The organism is Streptomyces sp. L500 (assembly GCF_054551825.1).
The window spans coordinates 94781-108126 of sequence record NZ_JBTOLC010000017.1; the positions used below are offsets into that span (position 1 = coordinate 94781).

The 13346-nt window shown below is 70.6% G+C and carries 12 protein-coding genes; 9 read left to right on the plus strand and 3 right to left on the minus strand.

Annotation, left to right across the window (positions count from 1 at the left end):
* Window positions 1–231: 231 nt before the first annotated feature.
* Window positions 232–1587: an APC family permease gene (locus ACX9I7_RS18050; protein WP_387566769.1), complete on the minus strand. Its 1356-nt coding sequence runs from the start codon at window positions 1585–1587 to the stop codon at window positions 232–234.
* Between the two features lie 67 nt (window positions 1588–1654).
* Here ACX9I7_RS18050 and ACX9I7_RS18055 point away from each other — a divergent pair, with 67 nt between their 5' ends.
* Together ACX9I7_RS18055 and ppgK are read left to right on the plus strand one after the other, a co-directional pair.
* Window positions 1655–2644 (plus strand): 4-hydroxy-3-methylbut-2-enyl diphosphate reductase, encoded by a 990-nt coding sequence (locus tag ACX9I7_RS18055; protein ID WP_358624443.1) that lies wholly within the window; start codon window positions 1655–1657, stop codon window positions 2642–2644.
* A 30-nt stretch (window positions 2645–2674) separates the two neighbouring features.
* Window positions 2675–3439 carry a polyphosphate--glucose phosphotransferase gene (gene ppgK, locus ACX9I7_RS18060; protein WP_459387881.1) on the plus strand — a complete coding sequence of 255 codons (765 nt, stop codon included), beginning with the start codon at window positions 2675–2677 and terminating at the stop codon, window positions 3437–3439.
* On the opposite strand, the gene ACX9I7_RS18065 is transcribed toward ppgK, so the two are convergent.
* Window positions 3336–3935 (minus strand): DUF6542 domain-containing protein, encoded by a 600-nt coding sequence (locus tag ACX9I7_RS18065; protein ID WP_358624437.1) that lies wholly within the window; start codon window positions 3933–3935, stop codon window positions 3336–3338. The genes ppgK and ACX9I7_RS18065 overlap by 104 nt on opposite strands.
* A 187-nt stretch (window positions 3936–4122) precedes the next feature.
* Between ACX9I7_RS18065 and ychF the strand changes: the two genes are divergently transcribed.
* Together ychF and ACX9I7_RS18075 are read left to right on the plus strand one after the other, a co-directional pair.
* Window positions 4123–5211 carry a redox-regulated ATPase YchF gene (ychF, locus tag ACX9I7_RS18070; protein ID WP_459387882.1) on the plus strand — a complete coding sequence of 363 codons (1089 nt, stop codon included), beginning with the start codon at window positions 4123–4125 and terminating at the stop codon, window positions 5209–5211.
* Between the two features lie 118 nt (window positions 5212–5329).
* Window positions 5330–6151, plus strand: a complete 822-nt coding sequence (locus ACX9I7_RS18075; protein WP_387566760.1) for a MerR family transcriptional regulator — start codon at window positions 5330–5332, stop codon at window positions 6149–6151.
* 93 nt (window positions 6152–6244) lie between these two features.
* On the opposite strand, the gene ACX9I7_RS18080 is transcribed toward ACX9I7_RS18075, so the two are convergent.
* On the minus strand, window positions 6245–8818 hold the full coding sequence (locus ACX9I7_RS18080; RefSeq protein WP_459387883.1) for a DUF6185 family protein: 2574 nt from the start codon (window positions 8816–8818) through the stop codon (window positions 6245–6247).
* 267 nt (window positions 8819–9085) lie between these two features.
* Here ACX9I7_RS18080 and ACX9I7_RS18085 point away from each other — a divergent pair, with 267 nt between their 5' ends.
* The 5 genes from ACX9I7_RS18085 (at window position 9086) to ACX9I7_RS18105 (ending at window position 13186) form a co-directional block, all read left to right on the plus strand.
* Window positions 9086–9838 (plus strand): GntR family transcriptional regulator, encoded by a 753-nt coding sequence (locus tag ACX9I7_RS18085; protein ID WP_126918188.1) that lies wholly within the window; start codon window positions 9086–9088, stop codon window positions 9836–9838.
* 268 nt (window positions 9839–10106) lie between these two features.
* A complete protein-coding gene (locus ACX9I7_RS18090) occupies window positions 10107–11750 on the plus strand; it encodes an APC family permease (RefSeq protein ID WP_387566755.1) in 1644 nt (547 codons plus the stop codon).
* Window positions 11751–11914: 164 nt separating this feature from the next.
* Window positions 11915–12094: an SPOR domain-containing protein gene (locus tag ACX9I7_RS18095; RefSeq protein WP_126915831.1), complete on the plus strand. Its 180-nt coding sequence runs from the start codon at window positions 11915–11917 to the stop codon at window positions 12092–12094.
* An 89-nt stretch (window positions 12095–12183) separates the two neighbouring features.
* Window positions 12184–12591 carry a (deoxy)nucleoside triphosphate pyrophosphohydrolase gene (locus ACX9I7_RS18100; RefSeq protein WP_411950210.1) on the plus strand — a complete coding sequence of 136 codons (408 nt, stop codon included), beginning with the start codon at window positions 12184–12186 and terminating at the stop codon, window positions 12589–12591.
* Window positions 12592–12766: 175 nt separating this feature from the next.
* A complete protein-coding gene (locus tag ACX9I7_RS18105; RefSeq protein WP_126915833.1) occupies window positions 12767–13186 on the plus strand; it encodes an ATP-binding protein in 420 nt (139 codons plus the stop codon).
* Window positions 13187–13346: the final 160 nt, after the last annotated feature.

Sequence of the window (13346 nt, forward strand, 5' to 3'; positions counted from 1 at the left end):
GGCTGAGCTCTTCGCGGCCCCTGCCACTTCGGTACGGGGTGCCCCGCACTTGGCTCCAGCGGCGAAGAGCTCTTCACGCCCCTACCAGGGCCCGTCCACCCCACCCCGCCCCCTCACGTCACCCCAGCCCCCTGGCTGAGCGATCCGGTTCCGGGCGATCGGGCGGGCGGGTGGGTGGGGTAGAACCCGCGCCGCCAGGCGCGGGCACCCCTACTGGGGGGCACCCGGAAATCAGCCGGCAGGCACCCCGCGGCGCCGCGCCGCCTGGCCGGCCAGGACGAGCAGGCCGGCGCCCAGCCAGACCGCTCCCACCAGCTGGGCGGCCGTCGCCGCCGTGGCGATCACCGCGGTCACGACGGCCAGCCCCAGCAGCGGCACCACCACGTGCCGGGACAGCAGGCGCTCCGCGCCTTGTCGCGCGCACCACCCCACGACGGAAACGTGCAGCAACCCGAACGCGGTGAGCGCCCCCACGTCCACCACCGACACCAGCCGGTCCAGCCCGTCGGGCCGCTGGGCCGCCCACACCGCCGCGAGCAGCGTGACCGCCGCCGCGCCCAGGACGGCGAGCCGGGGGACGCCCGAGGCGCGGTCGACCTTCGCCAGGCGGCCGGGCAGACGGCGGTCGCGGGCCATCGCGAAGAGGAGGCGCCCCGCCGCCGCCTGGCCCGCCAGCGCGGCGAAGGCCGCGCCGAGCGCCTTGCTCGCCGCCACCAGGTGGTGCAGCCACAGGCCCGTCGCCGCGTCGACCGTGGCGTAGAACGCCGCGCCCTGGCCCGCCGGCCGCGCCGCCAGCTCGGCCGGGGACATGGGGGCGAGCAGGGCCGCCAGATAGCCCTGGAGGACGAAGAGGGTCCCGGCCACGGCCAGGCACGTGACGAGCGCCCGCGCCACCTTCGGCGAGCCGCCCGCCGACTCCTCCGCGAAGGCCGCGATCGCGTCGAAGCCCAGGTAGGACAGGACCGCCACCGATACCGCCGACAGGACCGCCCCCGCGTCGAAGTCCCCCTCGCCCGTGAAGGGCGTCAGCCAGCCCCGGCGCGGCCCGTCCTGCGCCAGGGCGAGAACCGCCGTGACCACGAAGACCGCCAGCACCGCCAGCTCCACCGCGAGGACGACGAACCCCACCGCTGCCGCCGCCCGCACCCCCCACAGGTTCAGGGCCGTCGTCACGGCCACCGCCGCCGCCGTCCAGAGCCATGACGGGACGGACGGCACCAGCGCGTGCATCGCGATGCCCGAGAAGAGGTAGGCGACCGCCGGGATCAGCAGGTAGTCCAGCATCGCCATCCAGCCCGCGATGAACCCCGGGCCCTCGCCGAGGCCCACGCGCGCGTAGGTGTAGACCGAGCCCGCCTGCGGGGCGACGCGCACCATGCGGGCGTAGGAGTGGGCCGTGAAGGCCATCGCGACCGTCGCCATGACGTAGACCAGCGCGACCGCCCCGTGCGACTTCGCCGACAGCGTGCCGAAGACGCCCACCGGTGCCATGGGGGCGATGAACAGCAGGCCGTAGACCACGAGGTCGCGGAAGCCGAGGGCGCGATGGAGCGTGCCCTCGTCGGCGAAGGGGGGAGGGGTGGCCATGGGGTCAGTATTCGGGCGCCCCGACCGGGCGGTGGCCGGGCCACGCCGGTGGGGGCGGGCCCTTACGATGGACCGCATGACAGCTTCCCCCGCCCGCAAGGTTCTGCTCGCCGCCCCCCGTGGCTACTGCGCGGGCGTGGACCGTGCCGTGATCGCCGTCGAGAAGGCGCTCGAGCAGTACGGCGCCCCCGTCTACGTGCGGCACGAGATCGTCCACAACAAGTACGTGGTGAAGACCCTGGAGAAGAAGGGCGCGATCTTCGTCGACGAGACGGAGGAGGTGCCCGAGGGCAACATCGTCATCTTCTCCGCCCACGGTGTCGCCCCCGTGGTGCACGAGGAGGCCGAGCGCGGCAAGCTCGCCACCATCGACGCGACGTGCCCCCTGGTGACCAAGGTCCACAAGGAGGCCGTCCGCTTCGCCAAGGAGGACTACGACATCCTCCTGATCGGCCACGAGGGCCACGAGGAGGTCATCGGGACCAGCGGCGAGGCGCCCGACCACATCACGCTGGTCGACGGCCCGGAGGACGTGGCCAAGGTCGAGGTGCGCGACCCGGACAAGGTCGTGTGGCTGTCGCAGACCACGCTCTCGGTCGACGAGACCATGGAGACGGTGGACGCCCTGAAGGGCCGGTTCCCGAACCTGCTGTCGCCGCCCAGCGACGACATCTGCTACGCCACGCAGAACCGCCAGACGGCCGTCAAGCAGATGGGCGCCGAGGCGGACCTGGTGATCGTCGTGGGGTCGAAGAACTCCTCGAACTCCGTGCGGCTCGTCGAGGTGGCGCTCGGCGCCGGCGCGCGGGACGCGCACCTGGTGGATTACGCCGAGGAGATCGACGAGACCTGGCTGGAGGGTGTGAGCACGGTCGGTGTCACCTCCGGTGCCTCCGTGCCGGAGATCCTCGTCGAGGGCGTGCTGGAGTGGCTCGCCCAGCGTGGTTTCGAGGACGTCGAGACGGTGAAGGCCGCCGAGGAGTCCATCACCTTCTCCCTCCCCAAGGAGCTCCGCCGCGACCTGCGGGCCGAGGCCCGGGCCGCCGTCGAGGGGTGAACCACCCCGTCCGCGCCTACGCTGCTGGGCATGGACGTATTCGGCGTGGACATCGGCGGATCGGGCATCAAGGGCGCACCGGTGGACCTGGCGCGCGGTGAGCTCTCGGAAGAGCGCTTCAAGGTGCTCACGCCGCATCCGTCCACGCCGGACGCCGTCGCCGACTGCGTCCGGCAGGTGGTCCGGCACTTCGGGCTGCCGGTCGGGCCGGTCGGCGTGACGTTCCCCGGCGTGGTGGTCGGCGGGACGACCCGGACGGCCGCCAACGTCGACAAGAGCTGGCTCGGCCAGGACGCCGCCGGGCTGCTCGGCGAGCGCGTCGGCGCGCCCGTGACCGTCCTCAACGACGCCGACGCCGCCGGGCTCGCGGAGATGTCCCACGGCGCGGGCCGGGGGCGCACGGGCACGGTGATCGTGCTGACCTTCGGCACGGGCATCGGCAGCGCGGTCTTCACCGGGGGCAGCCTGGTGCCCAACACCGAGCTCGGGCATCTGGAGCTGCACGGGCACGACGCCGAGACGCGGGCGTCCACGCGGGTCAAGGAGGACGAGGGCCTCAACTGGAGCCGCTGGGCCAAGCGGGTCAGCCGCTACCTCGCCCATGTGGAGATGCTCTTCTCGCCCGAGCTGTTCGTGATCGGCGGCGGGGTCAGCCGCAAGGCGGAGAAGTTCCTGCCGCTGCTGGAGGGCGTCAGCGCCGAGGTCGTCCCCGCTCGGCTGGAGAACAGCGCGGGGATCGTGGGGGCCGCGATGGCCGCTGCCGCTGCCGGAGTCGTTCCCGCCGCCGCAGCCTGACGAGAAAGACCCGGCGGACGAGCGCGATCAGCGTGGCCAGCAGGGTGCCCGCGTAGAGCCAGCCGGCGTTCAGCGACAGCAGGGTCACCAGGCTCATCACCCGGCCGCCGAGGCCGCCCGTGCCGTCGCTCAGGGGCAGCGCCCCCACCGCGAAGGCGATGGGCACGCTGACGGGCGCGGTCATCAGCTCCGCCGGGCGCACCCACAGGGCGCAGGCCGCGCTGCCGAGCAGGAAGAACACGCCGTAGATCCGGGGCGAGCCGCCCACCAGCGCGTCCAGGCCGCCGATCGTGAGCATGCCCAGCGCCGTGAGCAGCCCGCTGCCGAGCCCGGTCAGCCGGGCGGCCGGCAGGCGGTCCAGCGCGGAGGGGGAGCGCCCGGTGGCGGGCCCCCGGGCGGTGGCGCCCCGCCGCTGGCCGGGGGGCGCGGCGGGCCGGGGCACGGGGGAGCCGCGGCGGACCTTGCCCTGGGGGATGCGCGTGCTCGGTTGCTCCACGCGACCAAACTAGGCAGGCGGGCCGGGGGAATCCCACGTTGGACACGCCGTTTGCGCCACCTTGGGCATGCGTTCGGATAATCCTCCGTCCGGGGCCGGTCGGCGACGCGGACCCGTAGACTGGATGACCGGGCGCGTCACGGGGCGCGGAACCCTCGCTACTACGGGAACAACGGGAAGTCGCCACGTGTCGCTCACGATCGGAATCGTCGGTCTGCCGAATGTCGGCAAGTCGACCCTGTTCAACGCCCTGACCAAGAACGACGTGCTGGCGGCCAACTACCCGTTCGCCACCATCGAGCCCAACGTGGGCGTCGTCGGCGTCCCGGACGCCCGGCTGACCAAGCTCGCGGAGATCTTCGGCTCGCAGCGGATCCTGCCCGCCACCGTCGACTTCGTCGACATCGCCGGCATCGTGCGCGGCGCCTCGGAGGGCGAGGGCCTGGGCAACAAGTTCCTGGCGAACATCCGTGAGTCGGACGCGATCTGCCAGGTCATCCGCGCCTTCAAGGACGAGAACGTCGTCCACGTCGACGGCAAGGTCTCGCCGAAGGACGACATCGAGACCATCAACACCGAGCTGATCCTCGCCGACCTGCAGACCATCGAGAAGGTCCTGCCGCGTCTGCAGAAGGAAATGCGGATCAAGAAGGACGTGGCCCCGAAGGTCGCGGCGGTCGAGGCGGCCAAGGAGCTCCTGGAGAAGGGCGAGACGCTCTTCTCCGCCGGCATCGTCCAGGGCTCCGAGAAGGCCGAGCTCCTCCACGACCTCCACCTGCTGACCGCGAAGCCGTTCCTCTACGTCTTCAACGTCGACGAGGACGAGCTGACCGACGACGCCTTCAAGGACGCGCAGCGCGCCCTGGTCGCCCCGGCCGAGGCCATCTTCCTCAACGCCAAGCTGGAGGCCGACCTCGCCGAGCTGGACGAGGAGGACGCCATGGAGCTCCTCCAGTCCGTCGGCGCCGAGGAGCCGGGCCTGGCCACGCTGGCCCGCGTCGGCTTCGCCACGCTGGGCCTCCAGACCTACCTGACGGCCGGCCCCAAGGAATCCCGCGCCTGGACCATCAAGAAGGGCGCCACGGCCCCCGAGGCGGCCGGTGTCATCCACACCGACTTCCAGAAGGGCTTCATCAAGGCCGAGGTCATCTCCTTCGAGGACCTCGTCGCCACCGGCTCCGTCGCCGAGGCCCGCGCCGCCGGCAAGGCCCGCATGGAGGGCAAGGAGTACGTGATGGTCGACGGGGACGTGGTGGAGTTCCGCTTCAACGTCTGACGCGCCCGACCGGAAGGGGCCGCACCCGCTCACGGGTCCGGCCCCTTCGGGTTTTCCCCCGGCTGCCACGTAGCTTCTTGACCCTCACACCGTGTCAGGCGGTCAGCTCGGAGACATCATGTTCATCATCGGAGACTTCGCCCGGCTCGGCCGCGTCTCGGTCCGGATGCTGCGTCACTACGACGCGACCGGACTGCTGCGTCCGGCTCATGTCGACCCCGCCAGCGGCTACCGCTACTACACAGCGGCCCAGCTCGCGCGCCTCAACCGGATCATCGCGCTCAAGGACCTCGGATTCACTCTCCAGCAGGTCCGGGACATCGTGGACGAGAAGGTCAGCGCCGAGGAACTGCGCGGCATGCTGCGGCTGCGGCGGGCCGAACTGGAGACCGCGATGGCCGCCGCGGGAGCACGGCTGATCCAGGTCGAGGCGAGGCTCCGAGCGATCGAGAGCGAGGGGCACATGCCCACGAACGACGTTGTCATCAAGAGCGTCCCTTCCGTCCGGGTGGCGGAGCTGACCGCGACCGCCGCGAGTTTCGGGCCCGAGGACATCAGCCCGGTCATCGGACCGCTCTACGACGAGCTGTTCCGGCTCCTGGAGGCGGCCGGTATCGCCCCCACGGGCCCCGGTGTCGCCTACTACGAGGACGCCCCGGAGGGCGGCGGCAGGATCACCGTCCACGCCGCCGTCCAGGTCTCCGCCCCTCTCCAGGACGGCGACTTCCGCGTCCTCGACCTGCCGTCCCTCGACCAGGCGGCGACCATCGTGCACCGCGGTTCGATGGACACCGTCCTCCCCACCGCCCAGGCCCTGGCCCGCTGGATCGACGCCAACGGCTACCAGCCGACCGGATACCCCCGCGAGATCAACCTGGAGTGCCCCGAGAACCGCGACGACTGGGTGACGGAACTGCAGGCACCGGTCACCCGAGCCTGATCAGTCGCGCCCCGGCCTGCCCGACTCGCGCGCGGCGGGCGCATGCAGTCGGGCAGTGCGGTCATGCGACAACCACGAGGGCGGTCCCCTTCGCTACCCCGTCGCGATCTGCCGCCAGATCGTCACCGCGGCCGCCATCTGCATGACCAGGAAGGCGATCTGCCCGGAGAGGCCGTGCACCTGGTAGACCGACGCCAGGAGGTTCAGGCGCTTCGTCCAGTAGGGCCGTTCACGGCTGAACGTGTCGGTGTCCATCCACATGCTCGTCAGGGGCAGCACCATGAGCATCAGGACGATGTTCAGCAGGGCCAGGCCCAGGGCCCTGCGGTCGATGCCGTGGCTGAAGGCGGCGACCACGCCGATGGGGACGAGCCAGGCGACGAACAGGCTCAGCGCCCGCACCGGGCCGCGCTCTCCGGGCAGTACCCGCCACAACGCGCCCAGGACCAGCCCCGCGCCGGCGAAGGAGATCTCCTGGGTCAGGAACCTCCAGACCACGTCCGGCACGCCCGTCGGCAGGTCGAGCGTGAGCGCCCAGTGGTCCGGGTCGTAGGCGTTCTCGTACCAGACCGTGACCATGCTCGGGAGGACGCCGAAGACGGCGGCCCAGCGTGCCGCGTTGAGGGCGTTGCGCCACCAGCGCCGGCGCGGGCCCCAGCAGAGGGCGACGTCGACCACGGACACGGGATCCGGCAGGCAGTCGCGGCTGCATTCGGCCGGCCGCCAGTGGTGCAATTCGCTGAGCTGATTCTCCAGAGTCCGTCTCCTGGTGCTCTCCGCGTGCCCGTGATCGACGAGATGCAGCCGGTGGAGCAGTTCACGGCAGCGGCGGGCGTCGCCCATCAGCCGCTGGTACCCCGCACGGGTGCTCAGCTCCGCCGCGACGCGGCTTTCGCCTTTCGCCGCGTCCGCGGTGTTCGCCGCGAGGCATTTCCTTGCCTTTCGGTCCACTCGACCCAGCACCGACCATCTGCGGCCGGCCTTCACCAGGGCGTAGAGCGCGAGCATGTTCAGGGGCAGCCAGAGTCCGTACAAATTCGCCGCGCTTCCCGCGAACTTCGCCACCCGCAACGCGAGGACGACGGCGAAGATGGCGGCCACCAACAGCAGATCCCATCCCTTCGGCCCGAGGGACTTGGCTCCGGATCCGGCCCAGGAGCTGAGATGGAGCAATGCCACGAGCGCGATCGCCGTCAGCACGGACGTGTGGGTGTACGCCCACAGGGGGCCGAAGGACGGGAATTCCGCCAGCTGCTGGCCCAGGACGCCCGCGTGGTCGTTGCCGAAGAGCGCATCCGCTTCCCCCAGCCAGTCGGCGCGCCGCCATCTGGTTTCGAAGGACAGCGCATGGCAGAGCACCACCAGGGCCGCGATCACGGCGAGTGCCGCTCCGGTCGCCGTGGCCCGGCGAAGGTGGCGTCCGGGTGCGTTCCGGCCGTTCTCGGTCGGCGAGCCGCCCAGCTTTCCGTCCCGTGCGAAACGCCAGCCCCATGCGGCCATCGCGGTGAACCACAGCCACAGCATCGACGCTTCCAGCAGCGCCAATCCGGCGATGGCCAGGGGAGGAGGCGGGGCCGTCGGTATGAGCTTCGACGAGAGGCCGAAAAGCCGGGGAGAGACGATCACCAGCAGGCCGATCGCCGCGGCCGCGGATGCGGTGACGAACACCGCGCGTCTCGTCGTCGCCTTTTTCTCGCTGTCGTCGGAGCGTACCGTCAGGGGAAGCCATGGCTGCGCGAGGAGGACGAGAGCGAGCCCCGACGAGATTCCGATGAGGGCGCGCCAACGGCTTGTGGCGGGGTAGAGCTGCAGCAGCAGGGCCAATGTCAGGGCGAGGGCCGCACTCAGCCCGGCCCATTGCATGGCCGTGTCGGCCAGGGTTCCGGCAGCGGTCCTGTCGTCGTCACCGTTCTTCTTCTTGCGGAAGGGCCATGCCGACAGGGCGATCAAGGCCGAGCCGAAGACCCACCACGAGGTGACGCCCAGATACGCGATCAAGGAATCGTGACGGCTGAGGGGCGTGAGCTGCTTCGGCCGCGCGACCGAGGCCGCGGTGTCCGGGCCCGGTGCGGTCCACACCCGCCGGGCCTCGTTCGCGCTCGACGCCCCGGGGGCGTCGCTGATCTCCAGGCCGCCCGGGTCGATCTCGACCGTCCTCCGCGAGGCCCCGCTCAGGACGTCCGGCGAGTGGAGGGCGACTTTCCAGTCCTTGTCCGGTTCGGCGTCGACCGTCCACGGGCCCACCTCGAACTGACCGGCGCTTCCGATCAGGTTCCATGACTCGTAACGCACCGCGACCACATCCTGCTGCTTGGTCGCCTCGGAGACGTCGTGCCACTCCGGATGCCACTTGCCGAACTTCTTCGTCGCCGCGTTCGCGTGAAGGAGGCAGCGCATGGCGTTCCGGTATTTGGGGCTGTCCGCGCTGAGCGTCAGGTCGTTCGCGAGGGGCCACTGACCTGCCGGGATGTCGACGCTCGTGAGCTGTCGCACCTCGACGAAGTCGATGTGGTGCTGGTCGAAGGTGAGCTTGTAGCGGAGATCGATCTTCTCGGGTTGCCGGATCGCCGGGCAGGCGGTCGCTTCGGCGGCTTGTGCCCACGCCGGTTGCGCCGTCCACCACACGAAGGCCGCGAGGGCGAGTGCCGCCGCCCTCCGAGGGATCACCGCACGATCACCGCACCTCCAGCAGTGATGACCGAGAGCATCGCAAGATCACGGTAAGTGGCCGTATGTCCGCCCGCAACGTGGCGGAGGGTTTGCGCATAGTTGCGGGAATGCCGCGGGTGAGTGCCCTCCGCATGTGCCCCGTGATCTCAACTCGGCCTTTCTGAGCTGGACTTCGCTACTTTCTGTGAATCCTTGGGTTAAGGTTGCGGATCGCAACCTACGGTTGCCAAGCTGTTGCGGACTGTCAACCCCTTGGGAGTGGACGTGGCCTTCGGTGACCAGCCCGCATACCTTCGAGTAGCCGGTGATCTACGGCAGAAAATCGTCGCCGGCGAGCTGCCGCCGCATACCCGGCTCCCCTCCCAGGCGCGCATCCGGGAGCAGTACGGCGTCTCCGACACCGTCGCCCTGGAGGCCCGCAAGGTCCTCATGGCCGAGGGCCTGGTCGAGGGCCGGTCGGGCTCCGGGACGTACGTGCGCGAGCAGCCCGTCTCGCGGCCCGTGGTGCGCACGGGGTACCGGGCGGCGGGGGAGTCCACGCCGTTCCGGCAGGAGCAGGGGGACGACCGGGTCAAGGGCACCTGGGAGTCCCGCAGCGAGCAGGTCGCGGCCGAGCCGCGGATCGCCCGGCGGCTGCGGATCGGCCCCGGCGACCGGGTGATGCGCACGGACTACCTCTTCCGCTCCGCGGGCGAGCCGTGCATGCTCTCGGCCTCCTGGGAGCCGCTGGCCGTCACCGGGCGCACACCGGTGATGCTGCCCGAGGAGGGGCCGCTGGCGGGCCGGGGCGTGGTGGAGCGGATGGCCGCCATCGACATTGTCGTGGACAACGTCACCGAGGAGGTCAGCGCCCGGCCGGGGCTGGCCGGGGAGACGCTGGCCCTCGGCGGGGTGCCCGGGCACTGTGTGGTGGTCGTCTCGCGGACGTACTTCGCGGGCGGCTGTCCCGTCGAGACGGCCGACGTCGTGATGCTCGCCGAGCGGTACCGGGTCGCCTACCACCTGCCGGTGAAGTAGACGTGAACGGTGCGTGAAACGGTTCCCTGCTGACTCCCAAGTAAGTTTTCGAACTCGCAAAACCCCGCCCCCCGGACCGTACCGGCCGGTAGGAACTGCGCCCTGTGTCCCGGTTCGCCCCCATTTGAAATGGGGGCTCCCGGTGTTGCAAACCTCACATAGGCCCAGGTCAGGGCCTTTTGGCAGAACCAACTCGGCCAAATCGCTCGTACGATGGCGCGGTTTGTGTCCTGCCGTGGGGGAGTAGAAAGCAAAGGAGATCCGGGGTTTGAGCACCGAACAGGGTTCCCACTCGAATTACCGCCGGACCCTCGGCACGACGGCGTTGACCGCCGTCGGCCTCGGGTCGATCATCGGCTCCGGCTGGCTGTTCGGTGCCGAGCGTGCCGCCGTGCTCGCCGGGCCGGCCGCCATCTTCGCCTGGGTCATCGGCGCCGTCGTGGCGCTGACCATCGCCCTCACCTACACCGAGCTCGGCTCGATGTTCCCCAAGGCGGGCGGCATGGTGCGGTACGGCCAGTTCTCGCACGGCTCGCTGGCCGGCTACATGGCCGCCTGGGCCAACTGGATCGCGATCGTCTCCGTGATCCCGGGTGAGGCCACCGCCTCGATCCAGTACATGAGCTCGTGGAAGTTCGGCTGGGCCGAGCACCTCTTCGACGGCAAGGAGCTCACCGGCACCGGTCTCGCCGCCGCGAGCGTGCTGGTGGTCTTCTACTTCTTCCTGAACTGGTTCGCGATCACCCTGTTCGCCAAGACGAACAACGCGATCACCGTGTTCAAGGTCGTCGTCCCGGTGCTCACCGCGGGCGCGCTGGTCTTCGCGCACTTCGACACCAGCAACATCGGCTCCGCCCACGGCGGCTTCGCCCCCAACGGCTGGAGCGCCGTCTTCAGCGCCGTCGCCGTCGCGGGCATCGTCTGGGCCTTCAACGGCTTCCAGTCGCCGCTGAACATGGCCGCCGAGGCCCGCAACCCCGGAAAGTCGCTGCCGAAGGCCGTCATCGGCTCGATCCTGATCGCCCTGGTGATCTACATCGCGCTGCAGGTCGCCTTCCTGATGGCCGTCCCGGCCGCGGACCTCTCCGGTGGCTGGAACACGCTGGCCTACAAGTCCCCGCTCGCGGACCTCTCCATCACCTGGGGCCTGAACTGGCTCGCGCTGCTGCTCTACGCAGACGCCTTCATCTCCCCGTCGGGCACCGGCATGATCTACGCGGCCACCACCTCGCGCATGATCAACGGCGTCCAGGAGAACGGCCACCTGCCGAAGGTCTTCGGCAAGGTCGACCCCAAGACCGGTGTCCCGAAGCCGGCCCTGCTGCTCAACCTCGTGATCTCCTTCATCTTCCTGGCCGTCTTCCGCGGCTGGGGCTCGATCGCCGAGATCGTCGGTGTCGCCACCGTCATCTCGTACATCACCGGCCCCGTCGCCGTGATGTCGCTGCGCCGGATCGCCCCGGACATGAAGCGCCCGGTCAAGCTGAAGGCCATGCCGGTCATCGCCCCCATCGCGATGATCTTCGGCTCGCTGGTCATGTACTGGGCCCGCTGGCCGCTGACGGGCAAGGTCATCTTCATCATGGCCATCGGTCTGCCGATCTGGGCCTGGTACGAGCTGCGCAAGCCGTGGGCCGAGCTCAAGCCGCACCTGAAGGCCGGCTCCTGGATGGTGGCCTACCTGCTCGTCATGGCCGTGGTCTCCTGGGCCGGCGGCACCGAGTTCGGCGGCAAGGGCTACCTGCCGCAGGGCGTCGACATCGCCGTCGTTGTCCTGATCGCGCTGGCCTTCTACGTGTGGGGCGTGCGCAGCGCGTGGCGCAACCCCACGCTTGAGCAGGTCGAGAAGGAAATCCTGGCCGCCGAGGTGGCCGAGGCCGCCGAGGAGCCGGAGCTCGCCGAGAGCAAGTAATCCCCACGGGTGGCCGAATGCGTACCTCTTCGTGAAAACCCGTATCCGGTGCGTAAAGGTCGGGCGTAGGCTCGGGCATATGCGTACTGCGGTTTCTCCGGGAACCCCCGGAGGATTCACCGACGGGCGTGCGCCGGTGCGCGCGGGACGGGAGGGCAGGAGCGATGACTGACACCGGGCCGGTCCTGCCCTGGCTGGTGATCCGCCAGGACGAGAACGGCAACCGCTACCGGGTCGGCCGCTACGCCACCAGGACGGAAGCGGAGCGCGTCGCCGACCGGCTCGACACGGAGGGCAGCCGCAGGCTGTACGTCGTCGAGCGGGTCGGCCACACGGTCACCTAGGCCCCCACGGTCACCTGGGCCCACGGCCTCCCGGACGCCGGGTGGTACCGAGAGATCTCGGTACCACCCGGCGTCTACGCTTTACCGCCATGACGACGGTGCGTGTGGTGGTGGCGGGAGCGGTGTTTCACCAGGGGCGGCTGCTGGCCGCGCGGCGCAGCGCCCCGCCCGAGCTGGCCGGCCGCTGGGAGCTGCCCGGCGGCAAGCTGGAGCCCGGCGAGACGGCCCCTGAGGCGCTCGTACGGGAGCTCCGGGAGGAGCTCGGCGTGGAGACCGAGCCGGTCGGGCGCATCGCCGGAGAATGGCCCCTGAAGCCCGGCTACGTCCTCCAGGTGTGGACGGCCCGGCTGCTGGCGGGCGAGCCCCGCCCCCTGGAGGACCACGACGAGCTGCGCTGGCTCACCCCCGAGCGCGTCGACGAGGTCGACTGGCTGGAGCAGGACCGCCCCGCCGTCGCCGAGGCCGCGGCCCGGCTGCGCGCCGGGGCGGACGCGTGAGCGCTACGCCGAATGCGGCAACCGCCACCCCTGGACCCGGCTGAAGAAGATAGCCGGACCCCTATACCGGGTATGTGCTGATTATTGGCCCCAAAGGCGGACATGCCGGAGGCGGCCACGGGTCAGGGCCAGAGGCGTCGAAGACGTCAGAGGTCTGCGGTCAGCGGTCTGGGAAGTGGTCGGCGTGAGCGACAGCACGGGGACCTTGGCACATACGCCCGGCTTCGCCGAGTGGAGCTTCCCCGCCGACGCCGCGGCCGTCCGCACCGCCCGCACGCTCGTGCGCGACACCCTGCGCGAATGGGGCCTGGACTCCGTCACCGACGTCACCGTCCTCCTGGTCAGCGAGCTCGTCACCAACTCCCTGCGGTACGCCAGCGGCCCCATCGGGGTGCGGATGTACTCCCACGCGGGGCCCACCCTTCTGGTGGAAGTCTCCGACCCCCTGCCCGACCCGCCCCGCGAACGCGTCGCCGACGCGGACGACGAGGGCGGCCGCGGACTCCAGCTCGTCGCCCTGGCCTCCCGGCGCTGGGGCACCCGCCCGGGCAACACCGGGAAGACGGTGTGGTTCGAGCTGTCCCTGCCTGGTTAGTAACCCGGTGGGAAGACATAGCGGGTTGAGACCGTGCTGTGATCGTGAAGTCCGTGTTCCGAAGGCCCCCTGTGCTGGATACTCGGCCTTCTGATGCCGGTGCGAGCACGAGAGCCGGAGGGGACGGGCACGTGAGCGAAAAGCCAGCGGGTACGGCGGG